Here is a 22231-nt window from a genome sequence, read left to right on the forward strand (position 1 = left end):
TCGACGGCCAGTCGAAGCTCAGCGTGAACGAGCCTTGCAACGGGCTCACCTACGAGCTGCAAGCGGCCGGCCTGCAGCCTTCCGTCTGGGTCATCGCCGCGGGCCCTGCGACGACGATCGTCGCCTGCAATGACGGCGAGCAGTGGCTGGTGGACGTGCTGGGCGCCGAGGACGTGAGCCTCACACTGACCACGACCACGATGCGCATCCGCTCCGGCCCCGTCACCATCGACGCCACCGCGAATACGACGCCCACGTTGGCTGAGACGCAGGCAGCACCGGCGTCGACTCGGGACCCCCAGCCATCCTCAGTCCCGACGTGCCCCCCGTCTGCTGACACCGCGTACGGGCCGATGATCGACGTTCAGCAGCTGACGCACCCGGCGCTCGACCTGGCCAACGGCGCCGAAAGTCGCCTCTCCACGCTCAGCGCGGAGGAGAAGAAGCAGTACCCGATCTACGCGGTGCGGGCGACATATGCGGAGCTGTCCTCCTGCGCCTCGGGACTCGGCGGCGACACTCGAATCTCACCGGAAGCGCCGATGTGGGCTCTGAGCGTGCACGCCCCTGTCGTGAACGACGCACCCTACGGGATTCCGGCCAAGAAGTGGGACGTCTACACCGTCGTCTACGACGGCAATACCGGAGAGGCCATCGTCTCCTCGACGGGTGTCGACCTCCAGGCGCTCGGGATGCGCGGTTACGTGATCACCGCAAGGTAGACGAACGAGAAGATTATCGGCCGACCGTCCCGTAAGGGGATGGTTCAGCGGGACGGTCTGGGCGCGCCGAAGCGGGAGCTTCCTGAGGCGCGCCATCGAGTGGCTGTCCGGTGGTCTCCGCTTGACGGCAGGGGTCAGGCGCGGGCGCGTTGGTCGGCGGGTAGCGCCCGGTACTGGCGCCAGGCGGCGAGGAGGTCGGTGCGGTGGCCGTCCGGGTGCTCGGCGTACCAGGCGCGGGTGAAGCGGTTGAGCTCGAACTGCGGGGCGATCGACCGTGGTTCGTTTGAGCGCGAGGCATGCCAGAAGGCCACCGCGTCGCCGAGCGTCCCGCCTCCTGCTGCGAGGTACTCGCGCATCGCGGCGTCGAAGAGGAACGACGGTCCGATCTGTCCGAGGAACCAGGTGCGGAGGTGTTGGCTGGCCCGCTGGCCGGCGGGGATGACGGTGTCCGCAGTCAGCGGGCCGGCGAGCTGCTGCGTCGCGGCTCGCCGCGGGGGCCGGGCCGTTGTCCGGTCTGCGAGCGAGTCGGCGAGGCGCTCGGTCAGCGCGATCTTCGACCCCGAGGCGCTCACGCCCCGGGCGCGGGCGAATGCGGCGAGCTCGTCGCGGAGCCAGTACCAGCGGCGGAACTCGGCCTCGGTCAGCGCATCGTCGAGGGCGGGCCGGGTCTCCACGGCCACGCCGAGAGGATCCGAGTCCGCGCGGGAGGCCGGTGCGTCCTTCGTCGACATGAGCTCATCCTCCTCGGAAGGAGCCGGCCGCACGAGCCCTCCTTGCGTCTGTGCAGAGCGGCGTCCGATCGGGTCGAACACCGCCCTGTCGGCACCAGGACGTGCAGTCCTTCTTCGGAGCGGGCGGCGGAACAGACAGGCCATCCCGTCTCGGCACGAAGCAGCAGGCGCTCATCACATCGCGCTGACGAAAGGCCTGCTCCCACTGCGGCAGCGGGTATCCGCGTCACGAGCGTTTCGTGTGCTGGCGTGAGTGGCCGCGACCTTCGCGGACGCCTCTTTCGGGACGCCGCAGCCAGGCGTACGGTGGGGCGCCGTTTCGCTTCGCGAGGGTGTACGAACCTTCTGCCGGACGACCTGGGCCATGCTGTCGGACGCGAGGGCTTCTCCTAGACGATCCGAGCTGACATGTCCCGAGCGGACGACATCACCGCCCACCGCCGCGCAGTGGTGCACGAGGTGATCGCAGCCTTCTCGCCCCCCGGCGAGGTGAACCCCGGCCTCGCCACCCTCGTCTTAGCGAACGCCGCCGAAATCCTCGGAGAGTCCGCCTCCGGCTCGATCGATCCGAGTCGACGGCGGATGCCGACTCTCATGGATCGGCGCGCAGCAGCATTCGACGAGCCGGACCCGCCACCCGTTCCCCCCGCAGCGCTCTGAGCAGCCGCGCCCCCGAGGGGCTCGGTGGCCGGAATGCTCGGCACGATGCGGATACCTCCGGGTGGCGCCGCCGCGCTTGAGGGTCCTTGATGCGAACTCTGCCGCGCGGCTGGAGCGGTTGATCGTCGCCGACTCACCAAGACGAGAGCAGTCGCAGTGTTCGCCCGCGGCGCCGGTGACCTGGATCGACAAGGTCCCGCGCACTGCACCGGCTACCTCCACGCGCCGCTTCGCAGCGTGGTCTAGGCCACGCCTGCTTCGCCCGGATTCTGGCGGCGTAACCGGTGGAGACTGTCGCGCAGGCGCGACTTGACCGTGCCGAGGGGGATCTGTAGTTCCTCGGCGATCTGGCTGTGGCTGTAGCCGCGGACGAAGGCGAGGAAGAGGACGTCGTGATGAATGCGAGGGAGTCGCCGGATCGCGTCCGCGATCGGAGCGTACGACAGGCGGATCTCGCCGTACTCCGCCGGCTGATCGTAGGGCGCCTCCTGGCTGCGTAGGGAGTACTCATGATCACGTGCGCGATCGGATTGCACGGAACGCGCGCGGTCGATCGCGCGCCGCTTCGCCATCTGCCGCAGCAGGTTGTGCGGCGCTCGATCAGGATCGAGGCGGCGCGCTTGACGCCACACTTCGAGGTAGACCTCCTGAGTCACCTCCTGGGCGAGCGAGCGGTTTCGAAGGATGGATGTGGTGACCGCGAACACATCTCTGATGGTGAGGTCGTAGAGATGCGCGAAAGCGCGATGGTCGCCTTCCGCGACGCGTGAGATGAGAGCGCAGAGCTCAGCGGCGTCGTCGTCGGTCACCGCTGATCCGACCAGCGAATGAGCACGCCGTCATGGTGACAGAGCGACCTGTTCCGATTTCCTCGTGGAGGTCGTGCGCGATACCCCCACTCAGGGGCCGCCGATGAAGTCGTCACACACTCCGGAAGCCGTCCCGTATGGGGATGGTCTACCGGTCACCGATTTCGTCAGTGAGGAGTCGGCGCGCGCGCGGCGCTGGCATCAGTCGGTGTTGAGGGTGTTCCTGGGGTATTCGCCGAAGCGGCGTGCGTAGTGGGCGGAGAAGCGGCCGAGGTGGGTGAAGCCCCAGCGGCCGGCGATCTCGCCGACGGTGGTGGTGCCGGGTTCGAGGGTGCGGAGCTCGGCGTGGACGCGGTCGAGGCGGATGCGGCGAAGGTAGTCGAGCGGAGTGACGTCGAGTTCGCGACGGAAGAGCGCTTGAAGCCCACGGACGCTGACGCCGGCGGCGGTCGCGACGTCGTCGATGGCGATGGGGAGGTGGGCGTGGGCGTGGAGGTGCTCGATCGCGGCGCGGAGGGTGGCGCCGGAGGGCATGGCGATCGGGGTAGAAACGGCGAGGGGGATGTGGGGGAAGGTGTCGAGCAGGGAGACGGCGGCGGTGCGCTTGGCCTCGCTGCGCAGCAGGGCGGGGCTGTCGTCGTTGTAGATGACGCGCGCGACGCCGGCGACAGTGCTCGCCCACTTCTGCAGTGCGTCGCCGGTCGGTTGGGCGCGGGTGTCGAAGAGCAGCGCGCCGGTGGCACCCTCGTGCTCAGCGGCGACGCATTTGAGGAAGGCGCCGTCGAAGTGCATGAGGTTCTGGCGGTGATCGGCGAAGTCGAACTCGGCGGGACGGCCGCTGGCGAAGACAGCCGGCTGCCCGTGCGCGAGGCTTCGCTGTGGATCGCCCCGTCGATCCCGCTGCAGTTCCAGTTCGCCGGCAGTCGGCCGCCGACCATCAACAAGGCCTGGGTCCTCGCGATGCTGGAGACCTCGCACAGCGACCGCGGCCTGGTCATCCTGTCCGAGGCCGAGCTCGACCGGACCCCGCCCGTCTGAGGAGCCGTCTACGACGCCGGTATCCGATGGTTCGCGAATCCGCCATCCCCCTCCGTCAGGGGTCAGGTCCCTTGCCCCCTTGGGAGAGCGGATCTTGGATGGGTTCCAGGAGCCGCTTCGACTTGGGGCGGTGAGCCACGAAGGAGGACGCCGTGAAGGCTGTCGTGTACAAGGGACCGTTCGACGTCGCGGTGGAGACCGTGCCGGATCCCACCATCCAGGAGCCGCTGGATGCGATCATCCGCATCACCTCGGCGAACATCTGCGGGTCCGATCTGCACCCCTACGAGGGCCGGGTCGAGTTCGAGTCGGGCATGGTCTTCGGCCACGAGAACATGGGGATCGTCGAGGAGGTCGGCCCCGGAGTGAACCGGATCAAGGTCGGCGACCGGGTGTCGGTGCCGTTCAACCTCGCCTGCGGAACCTGCCGCAACTGCAACGACGGCTTCACGTCGGCCTGTCTGCGGGCGAACCCGTCGGGCCAGCCGGGCGCGGGCTACGGCTATCCGGCGATGGGGCCGTACTGGGGCGGTCAGGCCGAGCTGCTCCGGGTGCCGTGGGCGGACTTCAACCTGCTCGAGCTGCCGGCCGGCACAGAGCACGAGCTCGACTACACGATGCTCTCCGACATCTTCCCGACCGGCTACCACGGCACGGAGCTGGCGAAGGTGACCCCGGGCAAGAGCGTCGCGATCTTCGGCGCCGGCCCGGTGGGGCTGATGGCGGCGCACAGCGCGTTCCTGCGCGGGGCGTCGCAGGTCTTCGTCGTCGACCACCAGGCCGACCGGCTCGCGCTGGCCGAGAAGTACGGCGCGACCGCGGTGAACGCGGCGGACGTGGACGTCGTCGAGGCGATCATGGACGGCACCGACGGCTTCGGCGTCGACTCCGGGGTGGAGGCGGTCGGCTACCAGGCGCACGACTCCGCCGGGAACGAGCACCCCTCGCTGGTGCTGGACAACCTCGTGCAGGTCGTCCGCGCGACGGGCGCGATCGGCGTGGTCGGCGTGTACAACCCGTCGGACCCCGACGCCGCGACCGAGGAGGCGAAGGAGGGGCGCATCGCCTTCGACTTCGGCACCGCGTTCACGAAGGGCATCAGCATCGGCACGGGGCAGTGCCCGGTGAAGGCGTACAACCGGCACCTGCGCGACCTGATCATCCACGGCCGCGCCACTCCGGGCGACATCGTCTCGCACGAGCTGCCGCTGGACGACGCGGTGCGCGGCTTCGACCAGTTCGACAAGCGCGTCGACGGCTGGACCAAGGTCGTCCTGCACCCCGCCCACTGAGGCTCCCCTAGAGGTGATCGGACGAGCGACGGGTGCCTGCGGGCGCCCGTCGCTCGTTTGTCCGCGCGCGCGAGACGCGCAGCGGGAGCGTCGGGGCGTCAGTCCGGGAGGTCGTCGAGGGTCTCGGGCTCGTTCAGGGCGCGGGCGTTCGTGTCGGAGCGGTAGGACGTCGAGTCATCGTAGACCGGGCGCCGCACGCGCTGGATGGAGCCGAGCGGCCGGTGCTCGACGAGGCAGTGCCAGGGGTTGAACGACAGCTCGTCGTCGCCGTAGACGCGGCGGGCCGGCGAGAAGGAGTCCTGCGGCTCGAGGGTGAGCGTCGCCACCGTCCGGTACGGCGTGACGTCCTCCGGCCAGCGCACGGACGCGTCCTCGACGGGCGTGGTCTCCAGGTCGGTCGCCAGCTGCACGCGCAGCTCCCACACTCCGCGGCCCTCGGCGAAGAAGGCCGAGGTGAGGTCGCGGTAGGCGGAGGGCTCCCGGATCGACACGTGCTCGCCGGTCAGCGCCGTGAGGTTCTCCGAGACCGGAGCCGCCGACACCTTGGCGACGTGATCGCCGTGGCGGAGCGCGCCCTGCGACCAGTAGGTCTCGCCGAGCAGGTGCACGTGCGGCTTCGCCTGCCCGGCGGGGCCGCCGGTGCGGTCGATGCCGACGCTGCGCAGCACGTCCGCCGCTCCGCGCAGCACCGTCGTCGCCGCGACCTGGACGCCCTCGGGCGCCTTCGACGTCTGCAGCAGCACCGCCTGGTCGCGCCGGTACGTGTGCACGTCGCCGGAGGAGATCGTCGGATGGTTCACCAGTAGGAAGTCCTGCGTGCGCGGCTGCGGGTCGCCGGGCAGGACCTTCTCGCCGTCCACCTCCAGCACCTTGATCGCCATGCCGAAGGCCGAGCCGATGCCGTCGGAGACGATGTCGCCGGGAGCCGTCGAGAACCGGACGATGACGGGGTGGTCCGCGGGCCGCGCGAAGAGCCCCTGCGCGAGCTCGACCGGCAGGCCGTCGTGCACGCGGAGAGTGCCCGCGAGGATCCCGTGGCTCTTCGCGTGCGCATCGCGGACGGCGTGACGGGTCTTCTCGAACGCCGTGGTCCGGATCTTCGCGAACGTCTCGCGGAGCGCCTGGACGTCCTCGTCCTCGTGCGGCTGCTGCTGCTCGACCTCGGGTCCGTAGCTCAGGTAGGCGGTGCGGTCCGTCATGGCGGAACCTCCTCTGCGATGGTGGGGCGCGCTCCTCTAGGCGTATTCCTCTGTGCTTACTCCTGTGGGCGCCCTCCCATCGTGACCCCGGCACGGGTCGGGCGTCGGGGCCCTCGACGCGGCGCCCGGTTGCTGCTAGCCGCGACCGAGAACATGCCTCCGCCCTCCCCTGCATCCTCTGCTCGCCGGCGCGGCACGGCCCCTCGCTGGAGAGGGGCCGTCAGCGCCTCACTCGGGGTGGTCGAGCGTGCTGATGTCGATGACGTAGCGGAACTCGATGTCCTTGGCCACGATCGCGTCGAACGCCTCGTTGATGCGGTCGATCGGGATGACCTCGACGTCGGCGCTGATGCCGTGCTCGGCGCAGAAGTCGAGGACGTCCTGGGTCTCGGCGATGCTGCCGATCATCGAGCCGGCGATCGAGATGCGCTGGAGCGAGATCGTCGAGAAGTCGATGCCCCCCTCGTGGATCGGCTCCAGCATCCCGACCGAGACCAGGCGTCCGTCGTGCTTGACGAGCGACAGGTAGGTCACCGGGTCGGCTTGGCGTCCGTTGAGGGGTCGCTCACCGCACCAGTTCGCCAAGCGGGATGCGCCGCGCTTCGGCGCGGGCGGCAGTGTCCCGTAGGACCCGCCCGATGAAATGCCCGGTGACGGGGCGGCTATCGGGACACTGGCACTGTGGATCAGAAGGCGATGCTGCGCACCCGAGCCGAGGCGCTCGACGACCTCGAGCAGCAGCTGCGCTCGGAGCCCGACGTCGCGGGGGAGCGGATCGTGCGGACGGAGAACGGCTTCCGGCTGCAGGAGACGGACACCTTCACGGTCGAGGTCTGGAAGATGCTGTTCAACTGGCGCCTCGTGGTGATGCCGCCGCATCAGCAGATAGAGACGACGCACGGGTACTGCTACTTCGGCACCGGCCTCGAGAGCTTGGCCCGCGCGGTTGCCGCCGGCCTGCAGTGGGCAGATCCGATGCACACAGCTCCGGAGGGGTTCGACAAGCAGGCGTTCTGACGGCGCTCTAGATCTCGGTCGCGGCGAGCTCGTCGGGTTGGGGGAGTGCCAGCGCTCGGTAGAGAGTCGTGCGGTCGATGCCGAGCTTGCGTGCCACTGCTGCCTTCGGGATGCCGGCGGCGATGTCCGCTCGAGCTGCAGCGACCTGGTCGGCGTTGAGCCGGCGTTGCCGGCCTGTATACTTGCCCGTGGCCTTCGCAATGCGAATGCCCTCGGCTTGCCGCTCGCGGATCAGGGAGCGCTCGAACTCCGCGAACGCGCCGAGCAGGTGCAGCATCAGCTGTCCAAGCGCGTCGTCGCCGCCGGGTCCGTAGGTCTGCTGTTCCTTGATGAACTCGACGGAGGCGCCCTTCGCGACGATCTCGTCGACGACGTCGCGAAGATCTCTCAACGAGCGCGCGAGGCGATCCATCGACGCGACTCGGACGAGGTCGCCATCTCGGACGTAGCGGATGCAGTCGGCAAGAGCGGGCCGGTCGGTGCGGGTAGCGCCCAAAACCTTCTCTTCGAAGATCCGGTCGACGGCGCCGATCGCCTCGATCTGTCGATCGAGGTTCTGGTCGATCGTACTGACTCGGACGTAGCCGACGGTCTGCGTTCGTTGCGTCACTCCTAGACCTTGGCACAGACGTGTAGCGAAAGGCGGGAAAGTGACCCTACTGCTACGCGCTGTGGATTGGATCGCTCCGCGCCGGTGTTCTGCCATCGCTTCGTGTCGCATCTCGCGAATCGGCTACACCGCAGCGGTCTCGCCCACCCCGTGGTCCTGCTGGTGGTGCGCTTTGATCGTCAATGACAGTGCGACCGCTCGCGCTCGCTGCTGCTCGAGCTCGTTCGCGTCCGTGACGCTGAAGTGTGGTGCAGATGCTGGGGAACCGGCCCGTTGGGCCAGGTTACCCGCGGTAGCTTGTCCACCCGTTGCACCGTGATGCCGATTCCTTCGGAGGTGCGGATCGCGACCCACTCGGGGTCGTTGAGCCTTCGGCGGTGGGCTCGTCTCCGGGTCGGTACTCACCACCTAGTAGGGCGCGGTAGAACGCGGCGAGCTCCGCGCGTTCTCGGCATCGAGCACGATCAGTCGCCTCATCCTGGAATCGCGCGCGCGATCCGGTGTAACTTCCGCCGCAAGGGGAGGACCGAACAGCGGTACTGCCTTCATCGCCGTCAGCCTCGTGACCGTACGCGATGAGCAGCGCAGTTTCCGATGCTCATCGCGCTCGGATCTGCGGCTTATGACCGGCTCTGCCGGTTGCTGGTGGAGCGTGTTAGCCGTCGAGTTCGGCGTCAGCGAGGCCGAAGGTTCGGTCGGGGTTGAGGATCCCGGCGTAGATGAAGCCGAACGGGTTGTCGCCGTCGACGATGGCGTTGTAGACGCCGGTGATGGTGAAGGCGCCGGTGACTGGGTCGATGGGGACGTAGAGGCCTTCGTCGCGGCGGAGGTCGACGCGTCCGGCGGATGGGTCGGAGAAGCTCAAGACGACTGTTTCGGGGAGGGGGCCGCCGTTGACGGTGACGACGCCGGTGATCGCGGGGAAGTTCACGCGTGATCCGTCACGCACGCCACGGTACTGCTCCGGGTTGAAGTTGATGGAGCCGGTTTTGGGTTCGGGGTCGGTCACGCTGATGGTCGCGGTGCCAGCCGTAGAGCCGTCGGCGGTCGCGGTCACGACGCCGGTGCGCACATCCGAGGGGCTGGTCACCCTGTCCACGACGAAGGATCCGTCCGAGGCGACGGGGACGGACCCGGGGCCGGCGAAGCCGGGAGAGTAGCTAAGCAGCACGAGCGCCGGGTATCCGCCGGATGCGTCCGCGGTCACGGAACCGGTCAGGGAGATGTAGCCCAGCCCCGACGGGTTCGTGTATTGCGCGGGGGAGAAAGTGATGACGGCCCCCACGGACGCTGCGGCTGCGGGAGTGGCGATCGCGACGGCGATCACCGGCGCGGACCACGCGGCGCTTTGGACGACCTGTCGACGGGTCGGTGCCGAGATGTTCTCTGACGAGGAAGACATAGTGCGATCCCTTGTTCCTGACTCCTAGCCAGCCCAGGAGACGCATCACCTGATGCTGACAGTGCGTACTCGCCACACGTACTCCCTCCGCAATGTCACCACCGAAGGGGGGGGCAGAGAAAGAAAAGAACGTTACGCCCGTGGCTAGAACAGTGCCGACGGGGCAGAGCCGGTCGATCCTCAGAGGCTTCCCGCGTCGGCGATGACCGTAGCGCTGTCGGCAGTGGGGCTGGTGACGGTGACGGTGAAGGTGTCGGTCGGGGGACCGCTGATGATGGCGAATTCGAAGCTGACCCGTCCCGCCGATTCACCGGAGCTCAGGCCGGGCTCGCCGTGCCAGGTGAAGATGATCGTTCCCGGCGCGCCGTCTCCCAAAGCCTGAACCAGGGTCCAACCGGGTGAGAGCTGCACGGAGAAGGCGGAGTAGGTGGTGTTCTCGGCAGGAATCAGGGTGACGAAGGCGGTGATGTCGGTGACGAGCTGACCGGGTGCCGAGCGCGCAAGAAGCGGGGTGAAGGTTCCGCCGTACCCGACTGTCGTTCCGTTCGTGAAGCTGGCGAAGTCGAAGCCGAGTGCGGCGGTCGTCGTAGACGCGACGGCGGCAGGTGCCGAGGTCGCGGCGACGATCACGGGCGCACTCCACAGAACGGCGGTTGCGACCGAGCGGCGAGTGAGGAAAGAGGAGGTGGGCATGATCGGGAGTGTCCTTTTCGAACGGTCGAGGTGGGGTGCGGCGTGCTTTCTGGCGATCGCGTCCTACCGAAGTGGAGCGCATCCGGGACGAAGTCGCCAACGCCGGTTGGGTGCTTCGTGGTCGGAGAAAGGCTGTGAGCGGAAGCCAACAGCTCTCGTAAAGAAGAGACCCATGGTGAAGCATGCCAGCCACGCGTCACCGATGGCCGGTTCCGATGTCCCCCCGTCAGAGTTTGCGGAGTTAAGGGGGTCGGCTGCCCCTGCACTCGGCGGCGTGGGTGTTATTTCGCGGTGATGGCGAAGAGTCCGCCGATGCCGACGGTGTAGAGCGCGAGGACGATCAACGAGTCGATTCCCATGCCGGCGATGCGGCGGTGGGTCGGAAGATCAGTCCGACGATGTAGACGAGGGTGAGCAGGGCGGCGAGAGCGGTGAGGTAGATGTCGGACGAGTTCGCTTGCGGGAGGACTGCGGTGCCGGAGAGGACGGTGGCGACGAGGAACAGGACGGGGAGGAAGGCGTTGCCGCCGAAGATGTCGCTGATGGCGGAGTTGTCGTCGCCCTGCTTGATGGCTTGCCGCCCGGTTGAGATCTCGGGGAGGGAGGTGGCGAGAGCGAGCACGGTGGCTCCGAACAGGACCCCTGAGAGACCGAGCTGCGAGGATGCTGCGTCACCGGCGCGCTCGAGTGCGACACCGGCGAGGAGGGTCGCCGCTGCGGAGGTCGTGAACACGATGGTTGCCTTGCGTGTGCTCATCGGGTGCGTTTTCTTCTTCGCGGGGGATGCTGTCGCGTCGGGGGCCCGCCCGTCCTCGTGCCAGGGGAGGTGCTTGCCGGAGCGTTGTACGAGCAGCAGCCCTACGACCCAGAGGCCGGCGATGAGGACGACGTCGGGGGTGAGGCGCAGCACTTCCAGTCCGGAGGGCAGCTGGCTGCCGGCGATGACGACGGCGAGCACCGCGACGACCACGAGCCCCTCGAGCACGAGTGTGAGGGACGCGGCACGGTAGGTGAGCGGCTTCGCACCCTTTCCGCGTTTGCCGAACAGGTCGAGGACGACGAGGACCACGGTCTGCAGTTCGATGCCGCCGAGGATGTTGCCGACCGCGACGTCCAGGTTCCCGGAGAGCGCGGCGGACACTATGATCGCGATCTCCGGCAGATTCGTCGCGACCGCGAGAACGATCAGACCGCCCAGCGCACTCCCCAGGTGCAGACGCGCATCCAGAACGTCCGTGGCCTTCGACAACTGGATGCCGGCGATCCACACCACTGCGGCGGCGGCGAGGAAGATGACGACGAGAACGACGAAGGGCAGACCATCCATGCAGTGAGTGAACTGCGCCGACGACGATTCGAGACCCCTTTGCGCCTGAGCTGCTTCTCACCGTTTCGCGCGCGGTGGTTTCCGTGGTGATCGGTTCGACCGCGTGCCGGATGACTGCTGGCGGATGACGCAATCCCCTTCACGCGCACCCGTCGTACCGGCTGAATACCGGTGACGGGACGTCGAATCGGTGAGCTCGCATCGATCCGAGAGGCCCCCATGCTTCCCTCTGCCACCGCTCCTTGGACTGCCATACTCACTGATGGTGAGCACTCTCTGATCTACTACTCCCTGGTCGTCGCCGGGCTCGCGCTGCTGGCGTAGGCGGTGAAGACGTGGGTGTCGATCCCCGAGATCGGCACCCGTTATCGGCCGTTGAAAGCCTGCAGAAGAAGAGAGAGTTTCGATCGATTGGGCGCGTCACCATTGGCTAGATAATCTTCCCGTGCGGCTGGCGGACTAGTGTCTGCGGTGCCCACGGATTGGGATCGCTGCTGCTGCGCGGTCTGTTGTCCGCTGGCGGCAGCGGTTCAGTCGTTAAGTGGCCTCACCTCGACCGATTGGTTCGATGCTGGTCCCGCCCGGCTGCGGATTGGTTTGACGGTGAGATTTCGGGTGCGCTGCGCCTGTCTAAGCGGATTCCCGCTGCACGAGCCTTGCCGGAAGGATCGGCTGGCGCTCGACCTCGTGACCCGTGACCACGGCGACGACGGTCTCGGCGGCGACGCGGCCCACGTCCTCGAGTGGCTGACGGATCGTGGTCAGCGTCGGGTCGGACGTGGTCTTGATGACGACGTCGTCGAAGCCGACCACGGAGATGTCGGCAGGGACGCTTTGGCCGGATGCGTGTAGCGCGCGCATCGCGCGGTTGACCGTGAGGTCGGAGGAGGCGACGACGCCGTCGAGATCGGGGTGGCGCTGCAGCCGCCGCGCCATCGTCGCTGAGCCTCTCGAGGGACATGATGAAGAGCTCTAGCGGTTGGGGCGTGCGTATGCGGCGGCCGCGACCACGCGCTCAGAATCTCGGCGCAGAAGATTTACGAGGACGGTCGGTAATTTTCGATCTCCCGCCAAGAACCACCGTTCCACATCGGACCCAGCACGCGCGATCCACCGAGCTCGAGCAGCGCCGACGCTCGGCTCTTCAGCAATCGCATCAGCCCGCTCCACCACGAACTCGAGATACGCCAGCGAACCTGCCTTCTTCATCGCCGGCTGTGCGTTCAACGAGAACGTCGCCGAAGAGCCATGCCAGAGCACCCACTCCGTGTGAAACCCGAACCGTTCGGGTGGAGACGTCGGCTCCTGCGGCCACTTCACCCAATCAGGGTCGACGCCCTGACGCCGCAGCCCCACGCTTTCGAGGAGACGCACTAGCGCCTGAGCCCGAGGAAAGACCGATTCTTCCGGTCCCCGAGATGAAAACGACGCCCGCAAAGGAAACCCCGACGCCCGTAGATCCCACCCCGCGTCTTCTGGGGACACCCACCGTCCACCCTGTACCGCGCGCACCCATCCCGCATGCTCAACAGCCGTCGCCAGCGACTTGACGTCGCCCAAAAGGCGCCCCTGAGCCGCCAGCCGCACCAACACTGCCAGCGGCCTCAGAGAACCTCCTCTCGTGTGCACACCATCACCGAGCTTCAGTCGCGCTGACGATGACGACCGTGGAACGCCATCGTTCACAGTTCTTGCGCGGGGTCGGACGTGTCCTGATGGAGGAAGGCGTGCAGCTGTTGACTGAGGAGATCGGCGAGGCCGGGGTCGATGGCGCCGGGTTCGCGGAGCGCGGCTAGCAGTTCGTGGACGGCGTCGTTCGTTTCGTCCGGAGGTACTGGGGTCGAGTCGGCGGGCATGGGGCTTCCAGGGTGGGTCAGGGGAGCAGGATGTCGACGGTTTCGGGTTGCCGGCCTCACTGCAGGGGGTGTGCCACTGTAGAGCGCGATGCTCAGAACTCGCGACCCCCGCTCGCACACCTTGACCACGAGCGGTAGGCGACTGCCACGCAGGAACCAGTGGCGCATCTGTTACGTGAAGGACTGCAGGGTGGTTTAGGGTCGCGTCATGTACGAGAAAGCGCCTGCGCGAGCGCTATCGATGCCCAGCTTGCGGGAGGCAGCGGCGGAGCTGGCGGGCCCGGTCTACACCTTCGCTCCGCAACCTCGAGTGGAAGCGTTCGCGGCATCTCCCGGTCGAGCATCGGGACGGGTCGTGAAGATGTGCCTGTCGTACTCCTACTTCCGCTTCCCCGAACGTCAAGAGGATCCCCGCAACTTCGTGCCCCTGACGCCCGCGCAGAAGACGGCCATCGCCCGCGCCGAAGGATCGTCCCTGCCCGAGGAGTTACGTGATCAGATTCGTCGAGCTCGTTTTCCGACTCTTTTCGAGGCCGTCCGCACCTCGCTCCCGATTCCAGCCGAACGTGCTCACCCGCTGGAGTCTCGCCTGGAAGCGCACATCGTCGATGTTCTGCAAGCCATGTTCCCGGGACAGCCTCGACCTGAGCGCTCCCGTAGCCCGCGCTCAGCACCGCTGGCGAACTACGACGTGCACCGCGGTGTCCCGCTCCTCATCGACGGTGAAGCGTGCAGGGCGTACCGCGTCGACATCGTCCCGCACGTCGTCGCCGTCGGCGCCCGTGTCGACGACCGATACTTCACCGCCGTAATCCCAACGGGGCTCTACCCCAATATCACTCTTGCTTTCGCCACCCTCTAAGCAATGGAGCCTCGCCACCCCGTCGGAATGGCTCTCCCGCCCCCGCAGGCGAGCCGCGGTGTGAGCTGCGAGCGAAGGCGGGCTCGGCGTGAACATCGCGACCCGTAACGACCTCAAAAGGGAGAGGGCCAAGCCCGCGATGGCTAGACGCAAAGTTGCGTGCCGCCGCGTCGACCCCGCCGGCACTGGCCGGGTTGAGGTGAGGAGTTGGATCGGTGGTTATCGGTTGGCGCCGGAGAGGGTGCCGATGGTTTGTGTGTTGGGGTCGACGACGAGGCAGGAGATGAGGCGGTCGCCGGGGCTCTGCCAGGACTCTGGGGTGGGGGAGAAGGGTTCGCCGGAGAACAGGCCGTCGGCGCCTACCGCTCGTTCAGTAGCTTCCTGCTCGGCCAGCTGCTTCTGCAGTCAGCGGTTCACGGGGCTGAAACGAGTCCGGTGGAGGAGCCCCTTGACGAAGGCGATGCTGCAATCTCTCAAGGCGATGGCAGCGTCTCGCTCGACTCTGCTCCCGAGGTTCGCCGGTTGCGCGTCTTGCTCAGCGAGGACCGCAGCGCCGAAGAGTTCGAGACCTCCCTCGAGACGCTCCTCGACCGTCTGGATCGGGAGCTGTCGCAGTAGCGCTTGTCGGGGTACGGCGAGCAGTAGCGAGAGAGGTCACGCGTTCCAGTCGGAGAAGCCGCTGGTGAGGTCGAAGTCCAGGGCCGAGGTGAAGTCTGCGTCGTCGTGATCGCCGTCCTCGGTGACGTCGACGGGTTCGATGAACACCGGCATGCTCGGGGTGATCAGCGCGGATGTGGCGTGTCCGTGCGTGCCGGGGATGTCGATCATTGCGCCGCCCGTGCGAGCGGCGTGCTCGATGCGGCGTTCGAACTCCGCGAGGTCTGTTTGCTCAGGGAGATAGAAGTGCCTGGTGCCGATCGTGAGGTCGAGTAGTCGCACGAGTCCCCCGTTCTGCTGCGTGCTCTCACGGTAGGTGCATTCAGTTGCCGAGGAGCAGGGCCTTGCCGGGGGAGGGGGACGCGTGCGAGAGGGGTTACGGCCGTGCTAGTTCTGCATTCCGGTCGTCGGCCAGGTTCAGGCCGCCCGAGCTGTTCGCCGCGGACACCAGGTGCTCGATCCACTCTCGATTGACGCTCGGTGTGCGGCCGCCGGCGTACTCGAAGTGGATGGGAACGCCGTTGTCGATCCAGAGCGCGTGCCGGCCCTCGCCGGTCTCATGTCCGGGGCGCCAGAAGACGAAGAACGGCTCACGACGGCGCAGCTTCAGCCCGGTGACGACTTGAAGGTGGAACAGGGTCCGGTCCTCCAGCGGGAACGTTTCGCTGCCGTAGTGAAGGTGGCCCATGCTCCGCGTGTCTCCCTGCCGTTCGAGGCCGTAGCTTTACGGCGTAAGCAGAGGATATCCGTGCGCTGATCCGGCCGCACCTCCATCAGAAGGCCCGAGCTGCCACTCATCTACGCGCTGGCACGGGCAGGAGATCCACACTCCGCCTTCCTCCACGGAGGCATCAAATCTGCCCACTAGGTCGGCTTTCGACACATCCTCAACCGTGGATTTCGAACCACGTCGTCGACCGTCACTCTCGTCAGCCCTACCGCTTCGACGACGTTTCGTATCGTGTACGTGCTCTTCGAGCGCTTCAAGCTGTCGACGTCCGCTTCGGTGGGCGCGGACGGGGCTGTTTCACTCGCGCATGTCAGCGGTGCACCGATCCGGCGGTTGCGCGCAGGGTCTTCGATGGTGCCGGTTGGCGGAGGGGCATTGATTCAGTCAACTCGGACGATGCGCGATAGAGGGCTCTGGTGGTGGAGGCGAGGAGTAGGGCGAAGGCGATTTCGAGGGCATCTGTATCCCTGAGCAGGATCCGCTCATCGTGGCCCGCCAGCCACGCTTCGGTGCGAAAGCACGCTGATTGACCAGCCGCGTTCATGCGAGTGATGCGTCCAACCGCGGGGGCATGACGGTAGTGGCGCGCGATCCACCGGTTCTCGTGCGTCCTCCGTAACAGCATCCCGCGTCCCTTCCTGCGCTCGCCCTGTGTGTTCAGGATGGAGTGTCGACGTTACGAACGGCGGTCGGGCAGGTCACGGTTAGCCGCGGCGTTTGCTCGTGCTAGTGACGCGAGCGCTGGTACTTGTTCCGTGAGCGGTGATGGAGGGGAACGAGTGGGTCTTTGTTCCCTCCTCTGGGTTCTGCGTGCACGTCGGTCCGCTGTCCGGGGGCCGGGGCGGCGCCTCCGCTCGGTCGGGACGTCGAAGGTTTCCTGCAGTGGTGGGGTCGGGTTCGGGGGTGAGGTGGAGGGAGAGTCGGCGGAGTTCATCGGCGGATTCGTCTTCGACGCGGTCGAATTCAAGGCGCAGGATCTGCTGGGTGGCGATCATGGCGAAGGATCCCGTGCCGCGTTCGACGGGGAGGAAGTGGCGGGTTTCGAGGTCGTTGGCGAGTTTGTGGCGGTCGCCGTGGAAGGTGCAGATGTGGTTGGAGGAGGCGGGTTCGTCGCGGAGGTAGATGACGAGTCGGAGGGTGGGCACCGTGCCTCTTGTCGTGGTCGGGGGCACGAGGAGAGTGCGTCGGATGGGGTGGTGTGAGTGTGGCGCGGTCCGCGCAGAGCAGCGCGGGTCTGGCTGCGGGTGGTTAGCCGTCGAGTTCGGCGGTGGCGAGTCCGTAGTCGACTTCGGGGTGATCGACCCCGGCGTAGATGAAGCCGAAGGGGTTCTCGCCGCCGACGATGGAGTTGTAGACGCCGGTGACGGTGAATGTGCCGGTGTCGGGGTCGATGGGGACGGTCAGGCCGGCGTCGCGGCGGAGGTCCACTCGTCCGGGGGAGGGTTCGGAGAAGCTCAGGACCACGGTGTCGGGGAGGGGGCCTCCTGTGACGGCGACGGTGCCGGTGAGGGTGGGGAAATTGACTCGGGTGCCGGTGCGGGTGCCGCGGTATTGGCGGGGGTTCCAGTTAATGGATCCGGAGCGCGGCTGCGGGTCGGTGACGCTGATACTGGCGGTGCCGACGGCGTAGCCGTCGGCGGTGGCGATGACGGTGCCCGTGCGCACGGCGGAGGGGCAGGTAACTTCGGACACCACGAAGGTGCCGTCCTCGTTGACGAGAACTGAATCGGGGCCGCTAAAGCCGTCGCTGTAGCTGATCAGCACAAAAGCGGGGTACACGCCGGCCGAGGTGGAAGAGATGGCGCCGGTGAGGGAGATGTAGCCGAGTCCGGTCGGGTTGACGTACTGAGTTGGTGAGAATGCGATTGTCCCGCCTGTGGAGGCGGCGAGGGCGGGGGTGGCGAGGGCTGCGGCGACGACGGGCGCGGACCAGGCGACGTGCTGCACGACCTGCCGACGGCTCGGGCCCGACTGCGAGGCGGAGTTGTCGATGCTCATCAGTGATTCCCCTCATGCCCCGTTCTGCACTCGAACCGTTCAAGGAGGAGGAGGAGCGTGAAAAGCCTTGCAGATGCCCGCGGAAGGCGCTGGCGTGGTTGCGCAGATGACGCGCTGACGCGGGGTCCTACTCAGGGGGCGGACTGTGACGTGAAGAACGAGACGAGGCGGAGGTGTGTGTCCGCACCGCGTCGAACGCGTCCGACAGGGTGGTGAAGTCGCCGATGAGGGGAGCGGATGCGGGGACGACATGGAACTCGGTCGCTCGGAACAGATCGGCGCCGTCCTGCGTGAGCCGAGTGATCACGGCGCGAGCGGGAGCGGAGTGCGTGTCACGCACCACCCACCGGCCCTCGTGTGTGGGATACAGGTCCATCTCCACAGCCTGCCACTCGAGCACACGTCGCAGCACCGTCTCTGACGGCACGCTGCGGTGCGGTCTCGCCTCACGGGAGGAGGTGCGTGCGAATGTTCTCGGCCACGTCGTTCCCGTCGATGACAGCAAATCCCGTGATCGTCCCACCTTGGGCAAGATCGAGGGCTGCTCCGGGGAAGTGGGCGAGGAGCGTTGAGTTGCGGTCTTTGATGCGGGTGGGGTCGTAGTAGACGTGGGTGCCGGTCGCGAACTCGAACGTGTAGGCGGTGGTCTCATGGGCGGAGATCCGGGCGATGAAGTACTGCACGAAGGTGCCGCGTTCGTTGCTGACGCGGAGTCCGTAGGAGAACCAGCCATTGGGTTGCTGCATCGGCAGCCGCTCACCGAGCTCGAACATCACCGCCACATCGTCGGCGAGGATTTCGACCCATACGCCCAGGAGCTCGCGCGGGCCTTGTGCTCTCACTCCCACACCCTAGGCCGCTTACCGCACCTCTAGCGTGTCGCGCGACCCGGAGGCGCGATGAGCGCAGGAATCACGCGAGATCGTCCCGCTCGATGTGCATGCTCGCCGGTGTCGGAGCGAATATATCGCCAGAGCGCGCCAGCTCCGAGCCGCGCGGGAAGTGCAGGTACGGCAGGATCGCGGGGTCGCAGTTCGCGACGAGGTTGACCGAGTGCACGAACAGGTTGCTCCAGTCGTTGAGGTAGTCCTCCGACTCGTCGCCGGAGAAGAATTGCCACCCCATGTCCGCGTCCGCAATGCTCGTCAGCGTGCGCCGCATCAGACCGACCGGTAAACCGTCATCAACCACCCGGGCCGACACCCAACACCCGTCCAGCGTCGCAAGCTCCTGCAGCGGCCGAGCCATGGTCTGCGCGAAGACGCGGCGGCGCGGTTCGCGCCGGCGGAAGCGGTCAACCCACATGCGCTCACCCTACGAACATTGAGCCAAGGTCACAGCCTCCCACTCCGGGCGGGTGAGCGTGGACGACCGTCAGCGTCACGGCTTGTAGGGGGACCACTCTTGTGAGGGCAGTTCGCGCAGCTCCTTGTTCACCCAGACCCGCCAGCACGTGTTGGTGCGCTCCTGGAAAGCGCCGCCGATGGTTTCGTGAGACCAGCCGTCGCGCGATTGGATCCAGCGCACGAGCCAGACCATCTGACCGGCCAACGGCTCAGTGTTGCGCGACATGTGCTCATCATCCCGGACGCCTGCCCGCGCAACGTGTGCGCGTCAGTAGTGGAGCTGTGTGCTCCATCCGTCTCGGGCGCGACCTGTCCACTGGGTGTAGTACAGGCCGCGCTTGTTCAGGAACGGCCCCACGTAGTCCAGGCCTGCCGGCTGGTCTGAGTTGGCGCGAACGAAGAAGTTCTCGGGGCCGAAAAGCGGGAGCCCGGTCTCGGCGAACGTGGTGTCGGTCCCGTCAAGGATCGTGAGGCGCCACTGGTCCCCGACGTACTCGACCGTCGCCGTCTCGGCGGAGCTGAAGTCGTTCATGCGCGGAGCATAACCACCGCACGTTACGCCTGCTGTCGTTTCGCTCGAGTGCGGCTTCTTCCCCTGGGAAGCGGCCCGACGCAGCATCCCCCGACGCGGGCCGGGCCGCTACTCCCGGCTCGGGGGCCGAGCCGCATCCGAGCTGGGAGCACTGGGGCCGGAGCGAACGGCACTCCGTACGTGCTCCACCGTAGGCGCCGCCTGCGCCTGCGGGAGGAGGGTTGACGGCCCTGAGCAGTAGTCGGCGGATGGTGCTCTCGGCCGCGCTGTGTGACGCGGCCGAGAGCAGAGCGACACCGACGACCCCGCGTCGGTCTGCCGCATGCGGCGTCAAGGTCCCCACTTCTCAACCGCACCGCCACTTTAGACACGAAATGCCGAGACGGTGAGTGTCAGGGGAGCGAGTCGAGCAACTCCTGTCAGCGCCGCTCGGCATCCTGACGGCTGGCCGCGCCTCGCCTGCGCAGCTCGCTGACGACCGACTTTGAGGCTGCCAAAAGGGCGCGCTCGTCTTGCGCGTCGGCATCGACGGGAACGACGACGAACGCACTATGGGCGTTCACCGTCATCCGAACCTCCATGACCTGCCCATCCACACGCAGCGCGGGAATAGCGACCGATTCCGAGTGATCGCCGGCGGCGATCGAACCGACGAAGGCGAGGAGGGCCGCGCACACATCGTCGGTCGTGGTGAACGTCGCGGAAGCATGAGTCATCTGCTGCATTCACCGATTTTTGTAGCCCGCTTTCATCCGCGGTGAGCAGCGTTTGAAGTGCGACGAGACCGAGAGGGCGAACCGCCCGTGCTGCGTCCTGTCTGGCGTTCTCGACTGCCTTCAGCCTCGCCTGCAACCTGATCGACTGACGACAGGCCGCCAGCGGAGTGCCAACGGCCTGCCTCCGCCAGCGGGGTCCGGGCTGGCCCTGCTGACACTAGCTCTCCCATCTGTCGTCATCACCTACGCGATGTAGCGCTCCGGTGAGCGTTCGGTAGGGGTCGGCTGATCGGAACTCTTCCCGCGGTGAGCATCTTCTGAGGCCATCCATCCGATAAGCGGCGCGACGCCGGAGGCGGGTGGCCGTCAAGAGTGCCCCGGAGGGGCATCCCGGAGGGACGCGCAGCGCTATTGACGGTCGGCCGGCGTAGGCAAGAGTGAAGCGTCGGATGGACGGCCGGACCGCAGCCGGCGCGCACGTCGGGGGAACGGAAAGACCCCCGCGAGCATGAATGCTCGAGCGGGGTCCTCCACAGCGACGAGGGGGATCGTCGTGCGCGATCAACCTACTCGTTCGGCCACGACGCCAGGGCGTCGCGAGGGACGATCGTCGGTACTCCGTCGATGGTCTGGATCGTCGTGCCGGGTTCTCCGAGTCCGGCGGCGTGTGCGACCGCTGCGAGGACCAGGCGCGTGTGTTCGAGGTCGAGGCCGGCGACGTCCTCGCGGAGGTCGACGGGGACGCCTTGTCCGAGGGACGATGCGATCCGCGCGACGCGCTGTTCGCCTCCGCTGAGCGCTCCGTTTTCGTAGCCGAGCCGGTCGAAGTCGACGGCGCTCGTCTGCCAGGCATGGTCGGTCTTCACCCACGGTGCACCGGCGTACACGAGGCCCGATCGGATCAGCAGTTCGACGGCGGCCGCGAGCGGGTTAGACCCCTCCGCCCAGGCGCGGACCTGACCGTGGAGCGCGGCGGAGTCGTCGTCGATCATGCAGCGTTCTCGATCGACTCGGAGCTGTCGCTCTCGGTCGACTCAGCGGTGGTTCCCTCCGCCGACGTCGTGCGCCGTGAGCGGGTGACGCGAGCGCGAGGCTGCTCGGGTCGCGGCACTCCTGCTGCGCGGAGTTCCTTCTCCGACCAGCCGGCGGCGAGGGCGTCCGCCCACGCCTTGCTGTGCCGGTTCTGCGCGTCGCTGAGGGCGGCGCGTGCGGTGTCGGTGTCGTTGGCTGCGGAGACGATCGTGCGGACCGCCTCGACGCGCTTCTCGACGCTCTGTTCGAGCAGTCGGCGGGCGGCGTCGGCGGCGTCGTCAGGGTTCCTCGTGTGGTCGCTCATGCGGAAAGGCTAGCCGCCACCAGCGTCATCCGGAAGGCGCGGACTGAGCGTCTCGGCTTCGGCTTTGCCAGCCGAGACGCTCAGGTGTCCTTCGCACCACGAGTGCACCCGATTTAGGCTTCGGGCGAGAACAACTTTTTTGGAGCAAGCTGTCAACTTAGGTGCCCTAAGTTGCTTGCCGGCCTGGCGCTGCGCTGGGCCGGTGCGCATACTGGTCGTATGGTCCCCGCTGGTTGGCGGGTTCGCTGCGCTGGGCCGAAGGACGGGGATGTAGATGACGGAGTCGAGCCGGTTGTTCGGTCGGAAGCGTCGTCCGAACGTTCCGCCGGAGCAGCGTCGGGAGAAGAAGTACGTCGTGCGGGTGTCCCCGGATGAGGACGCGATGTTGCGTGCTCGTGCTGAGGTTTTGGATGTGACGGTTCCGCGGTTGATGTTCGAAGCGGCGATCGATCCGCAGGTGCGTTCGGATGTGGAGTGGAAGTCGGTCGGTTCGGAGCTGATGCAGCTTCGGACGTTGATGGGGCGGCTTTCGAGCAACATGAATCAGCTCGCTCGGTTCGCGAACACGGAGGGCCGTTTCCCGGAGGAAGCTGTGCAGGTGGCGGCGGAGTACCGGGCGCTGGTGTCGCGCGTGAATGAGACGCTGCGACGACTGGCCGGCCAGTGATCCCGAACGTCACGTACGGCGGGGACATGGG

29 protein-coding genes are annotated in these 22231 nt (G+C 67.1%); 7 read left to right on the top strand and 22 right to left on the bottom strand.

The genetic code is table 11. The features are described from left to right. The coding region (locus EDF43_RS22005) for a hypothetical protein (RefSeq protein WP_165909208.1) at nt 1–722 on the top strand (722 nt) is incomplete at its 5' end. A gap of 134 nt (nt 723–856) precedes the next feature. Here EDF43_RS22005 and EDF43_RS18675 read toward each other — a convergent pair. The 3 genes from EDF43_RS18675 to EDF43_RS18685 all read right to left on the bottom strand — a co-directional run bounded on the left by EDF43_RS18675 (nt 857) and on the right by EDF43_RS18685 (nt 3714). Then, the gene (locus EDF43_RS18675; RefSeq protein ID WP_243646373.1) at nt 857–1453 is read right to left on the bottom strand and encodes a DUF6434 domain-containing protein; all 597 of its coding nucleotides are present in this window, start codon (nt 1451–1453) and stop codon (nt 857–859) included. Nucleotides 1454–2355: 902 nt separating this feature from the next. Then, a complete protein-coding gene (locus EDF43_RS18680) occupies nt 2356–2922 on the bottom strand; it encodes a sigma-70 family RNA polymerase sigma factor (protein WP_165909207.1) in 567 nt (188 codons plus the stop codon). A gap of 201 nt (nt 2923–3123) precedes the next feature. Then, nucleotides 3124–3714: a helix-turn-helix transcriptional regulator gene (locus tag EDF43_RS18685; protein ID WP_132438218.1), complete on the bottom strand. Its 591-nt coding sequence runs from the start codon at nt 3712–3714 to the stop codon at nt 3124–3126. On the opposite strand from EDF43_RS18685, the gene EDF43_RS18690 reads away from it, so the two are divergent. Then, on the top strand, nt 3709–3960 hold the full coding sequence (locus EDF43_RS18690; RefSeq protein ID WP_132438217.1) for a hypothetical protein: 252 nt from the start codon (nt 3709–3711) through the stop codon (nt 3958–3960). The two genes, EDF43_RS18685 and EDF43_RS18690, sit on opposite strands and share 6 nt — an antisense overlap. A gap of 152 nt (nt 3961–4112) precedes the next feature. Further along, nucleotides 4113–5252: a glutathione-independent formaldehyde dehydrogenase gene (locus EDF43_RS18695; RefSeq protein WP_132438216.1), complete on the top strand. Its 1140-nt coding sequence runs from the start codon at nt 4113–4115 to the stop codon at nt 5250–5252. Nucleotides 5253–5350: 98 nt separating this feature from the next. Here EDF43_RS18695 and EDF43_RS18700 read toward each other — a convergent pair whose 3' ends face one another. Next, a complete protein-coding gene (locus tag EDF43_RS18700) occupies nt 5351–6451 on the bottom strand; it encodes a catalase family protein (RefSeq protein WP_132438215.1) in 1101 nt (366 codons plus the stop codon). A gap of 228 nt (nt 6452–6679) precedes the next feature. Beyond that, nucleotides 6680–6985: a hypothetical protein gene (locus EDF43_RS18705; RefSeq protein WP_132438214.1), complete on the bottom strand. Its 306-nt coding sequence runs from the start codon at nt 6983–6985 to the stop codon at nt 6680–6682. 162 nt (nt 6986–7147) lie between these two features. Between EDF43_RS18705 and EDF43_RS18710 the strand changes: the two genes are divergently transcribed. Then, nucleotides 7148–7468 (top strand): DUF406 family protein, encoded by a 321-nt coding sequence (locus tag EDF43_RS18710; protein ID WP_165909206.1) that lies wholly within the window; start codon nt 7148–7150, stop codon nt 7466–7468. Between the two features lie 7 nt (nt 7469–7475). Here the strand turns inward: EDF43_RS18710 and EDF43_RS18715 are convergent, their stop codons facing one another. From EDF43_RS18715 to EDF43_RS22010, 6 genes are all read right to left on the bottom strand, one after another. Continuing rightward, nucleotides 7476–8189: a recombinase family protein gene (locus EDF43_RS18715; RefSeq protein ID WP_132438212.1), complete on the bottom strand. Its 714-nt coding sequence runs from the start codon at nt 8187–8189 to the stop codon at nt 7476–7478. A gap of 544 nt (nt 8190–8733) precedes the next feature. Beyond that, a complete protein-coding gene (locus tag EDF43_RS18720) occupies nt 8734–9363 on the bottom strand; it encodes a hypothetical protein (RefSeq protein ID WP_165909205.1) in 630 nt (209 codons plus the stop codon). Nucleotides 9364–9660: 297 nt separating this feature from the next. Beyond that, nucleotides 9661–10110 carry a hypothetical protein gene (locus EDF43_RS18725; protein WP_165909204.1) on the bottom strand — a complete coding sequence of 150 codons (450 nt, stop codon included), beginning with the start codon at nt 10108–10110 and terminating at the stop codon, nt 9661–9663. A gap of 403 nt (nt 10111–10513) precedes the next feature. After that, entirely contained in the window at nt 10514–11500 is a 987-nt protein-coding gene (locus EDF43_RS18730) for a sodium:calcium antiporter (RefSeq protein ID WP_243646372.1), read from the bottom strand. Between the two features lie 630 nt (nt 11501–12130). Continuing rightward, nucleotides 12131–12436, bottom strand: coding sequence for a substrate-binding domain-containing protein (locus EDF43_RS18735; RefSeq protein WP_132438209.1), 306 nt, complete (start codon nt 12434–12436; stop codon nt 12131–12133). Between the two features lie 746 nt (nt 12437–13182). Continuing rightward, nucleotides 13183–13356: a hypothetical protein gene (locus tag EDF43_RS22010; protein WP_165909203.1), complete on the bottom strand. Its 174-nt coding sequence runs from the start codon at nt 13354–13356 to the stop codon at nt 13183–13185. A gap of 208 nt (nt 13357–13564) precedes the next feature. Between EDF43_RS22010 and EDF43_RS18745 the strand changes: the two genes are divergently transcribed. Then, entirely contained in the window at nt 13565–14218 is a 654-nt protein-coding gene (locus tag EDF43_RS18745; RefSeq protein WP_132438207.1) for a hypothetical protein, read from the top strand. Between the two features lie 435 nt (nt 14219–14653). Then, nucleotides 14654–14836, top strand: a complete 183-nt coding sequence (locus EDF43_RS22200) for a hypothetical protein (RefSeq protein ID WP_207901849.1) — start codon at nt 14654–14656, stop codon at nt 14834–14836. Between the two features lie 36 nt (nt 14837–14872). Here the strand turns inward: EDF43_RS22200 and EDF43_RS18755 are convergent, their stop codons facing one another. The 11 genes from EDF43_RS18755 to EDF43_RS18805 all read right to left on the bottom strand — a co-directional run bounded on the left by EDF43_RS18755 (nt 14873) and on the right by EDF43_RS18805 (nt 21533). Then, nucleotides 14873–15157: a hypothetical protein gene (locus tag EDF43_RS18755; protein WP_132438206.1), complete on the bottom strand. Its 285-nt coding sequence runs from the start codon at nt 15155–15157 to the stop codon at nt 14873–14875. Between the two features lie 94 nt (nt 15158–15251). Then, a complete protein-coding gene (locus EDF43_RS18760; RefSeq protein WP_132438205.1) occupies nt 15252–15563 on the bottom strand; it encodes a hypothetical protein in 312 nt (103 codons plus the stop codon). Between the two features lie 746 nt (nt 15564–16309). Continuing rightward, nucleotides 16310–16750 carry a hypothetical protein gene (locus tag EDF43_RS18765; RefSeq protein ID WP_132438204.1) on the bottom strand — a complete coding sequence of 147 codons (441 nt, stop codon included), beginning with the start codon at nt 16748–16750 and terminating at the stop codon, nt 16310–16312. A 103-nt stretch (nt 16751–16853) separates the two neighbouring features. After that, nucleotides 16854–17603, bottom strand: a complete 750-nt coding sequence (locus EDF43_RS18770; RefSeq protein ID WP_132438203.1) for a hypothetical protein — start codon at nt 17601–17603, stop codon at nt 16854–16856. A gap of 446 nt (nt 17604–18049) precedes the next feature. Next, nucleotides 18050–18445 carry a hypothetical protein gene (locus tag EDF43_RS18775; RefSeq protein WP_132438202.1) on the bottom strand — a complete coding sequence of 132 codons (396 nt, stop codon included), beginning with the start codon at nt 18443–18445 and terminating at the stop codon, nt 18050–18052. Nucleotides 18446–18515: 70 nt separating this feature from the next. Further along, nucleotides 18516–18908 carry a DUF2185 domain-containing protein gene (locus EDF43_RS18780; protein ID WP_207901851.1) on the bottom strand — a complete coding sequence of 131 codons (393 nt, stop codon included), beginning with the start codon at nt 18906–18908 and terminating at the stop codon, nt 18516–18518. 75 nt (nt 18909–18983) lie between these two features. After that, nucleotides 18984–19175 (bottom strand): hypothetical protein, encoded by a 192-nt coding sequence (locus EDF43_RS18785; protein WP_132438201.1) that lies wholly within the window; start codon nt 19173–19175, stop codon nt 18984–18986. Nucleotides 19176–19217: 42 nt separating this feature from the next. Continuing rightward, nucleotides 19218–19481 (bottom strand): hypothetical protein, encoded by a 264-nt coding sequence (locus tag EDF43_RS18790; protein WP_132438200.1) that lies wholly within the window; start codon nt 19479–19481, stop codon nt 19218–19220. Between the two features lie 419 nt (nt 19482–19900). Continuing rightward, the gene (locus EDF43_RS18795) at nt 19901–20206 is read right to left on the bottom strand and encodes a hypothetical protein (protein ID WP_132438199.1); all 306 of its coding nucleotides are present in this window, start codon (nt 20204–20206) and stop codon (nt 19901–19903) included. A 557-nt stretch (nt 20207–20763) separates the two neighbouring features. Beyond that, a complete protein-coding gene (locus EDF43_RS18800) occupies nt 20764–21189 on the bottom strand; it encodes a hypothetical protein (protein WP_132438198.1) in 426 nt (141 codons plus the stop codon). Beyond that, the gene (locus EDF43_RS18805; protein WP_132438197.1) at nt 21186–21533 is read right to left on the bottom strand and encodes a hypothetical protein; all 348 of its coding nucleotides are present in this window, start codon (nt 21531–21533) and stop codon (nt 21186–21188) included. The genes EDF43_RS18800 and EDF43_RS18805 overlap by 4 nt, the downstream gene beginning before the upstream one ends. 274 nt (nt 21534–21807) lie before the next feature. Here EDF43_RS18805 and EDF43_RS18810 point away from each other — a divergent pair, with 274 nt between their 5' ends. Then, nucleotides 21808–22200 carry a plasmid mobilization relaxosome protein MobC gene (locus EDF43_RS18810; RefSeq protein WP_132438196.1) on the top strand — a complete coding sequence of 131 codons (393 nt, stop codon included), beginning with the start codon at nt 21808–21810 and terminating at the stop codon, nt 22198–22200. Nucleotides 22201–22231 lie beyond the last annotated feature (31 nt).

The sequence above is a fragment of the Rathayibacter sp. PhB179 genome, assembly GCF_004345345.1.
Taxonomy (GTDB): Bacteria; Actinomycetota; Actinomycetes; order Actinomycetales; family Microbacteriaceae; genus Rathayibacter; species Rathayibacter festucae.

Bases quoted from the DNA above. Each gene is read 5' to 3' on its own strand.
- EDF43_RS22010 (WP_165909203.1), bottom strand. From the start codon at position 13,356: ATGCCCGCCGACTCGACCCCAGTACCTCCGGACGAAACGAACGACGCC.
- EDF43_RS18790 (WP_132438200.1), bottom strand. From the start codon at position 19,481: ATGAACGACTTCAGCTCCGCCGAGACGGCGACGGTCGAGTACGTCGGG.
- EDF43_RS18700 (WP_132438215.1), bottom strand. From the start codon at position 6,451: ATGACGGACCGCACCGCCTACCTGAGCTACGGACCCGAGGTCGAGCAG.
- EDF43_RS18710 (WP_165909206.1), top strand. From the start codon at position 7,148: ATGCTGCGCACCCGAGCCGAGGCGCTCGACGACCTCGAGCAGCAGCTG.
- EDF43_RS18805 (WP_132438197.1), bottom strand. From the start codon at position 21,533: ATGAGCGACCACACGAGGAACCCTGACGACGCCGCCGACGCCGCCCGC.
- EDF43_RS18730 (WP_243646372.1), bottom strand. From the start codon at position 11,500: ATGGATGGTCTGCCCTTCGTCGTTCTCGTCGTCATCTTCCTCGCCGCC.
- EDF43_RS18675 (WP_243646373.1), bottom strand. From the start codon at position 1,453: ATGTCGACGAAGGACGCACCGGCCTCCCGCGCGGACTCGGATCCTCTC.
- EDF43_RS18785 (WP_132438201.1), bottom strand. From the start codon at position 19,175: ATGTCGCGCAACACTGAGCCGTTGGCCGGTCAGATGGTCTGGCTCGTG.
- EDF43_RS18760 (WP_132438205.1), bottom strand. From the start codon at position 15,563: ATGGGCCACCTTCACTACGGCAGCGAAACGTTCCCGCTGGAGGACCGG.
- EDF43_RS18780 (WP_207901851.1), bottom strand. From the start codon at position 18,908: ATGTGGGTTGACCGCTTCCGCCGGCGCGAACCGCGCCGCCGCGTCTTC.
- EDF43_RS18715 (WP_132438212.1), bottom strand. From the start codon at position 8,189: ATGCGACACGAAGCGATGGCAGAACACCGGCGCGGAGCGATCCAATCC.
- EDF43_RS18735 (WP_132438209.1), bottom strand. From the start codon at position 12,436: ATGGCGCGGCGGCTGCAGCGCCACCCCGATCTCGACGGCGTCGTCGCC.
- EDF43_RS18685 (WP_132438218.1), bottom strand. From the start codon at position 3,714: ATGCACTTCGACGGCGCCTTCCTCAAATGCGTCGCCGCTGAGCACGAG.
- EDF43_RS18770 (WP_132438203.1), bottom strand. From the start codon at position 17,603: ATGAGCATCGACAACTCCGCCTCGCAGTCGGGCCCGAGCCGTCGGCAG.
- EDF43_RS18795 (WP_132438199.1), bottom strand. From the start codon at position 20,206: ATGCAGCAGATGACTCATGCTTCCGCGACGTTCACCACGACCGACGAT.
- EDF43_RS18800 (WP_132438198.1), bottom strand. From the start codon at position 21,189: ATGATCGACGACGACTCCGCCGCGCTCCACGGTCAGGTCCGCGCCTGG.
- EDF43_RS18810 (WP_132438196.1), top strand. From the start codon at position 21,808: ATGACGGAGTCGAGCCGGTTGTTCGGTCGGAAGCGTCGTCCGAACGTT.
- EDF43_RS18745 (WP_132438207.1), top strand. From the start codon at position 13,565: ATGTACGAGAAAGCGCCTGCGCGAGCGCTATCGATGCCCAGCTTGCGG.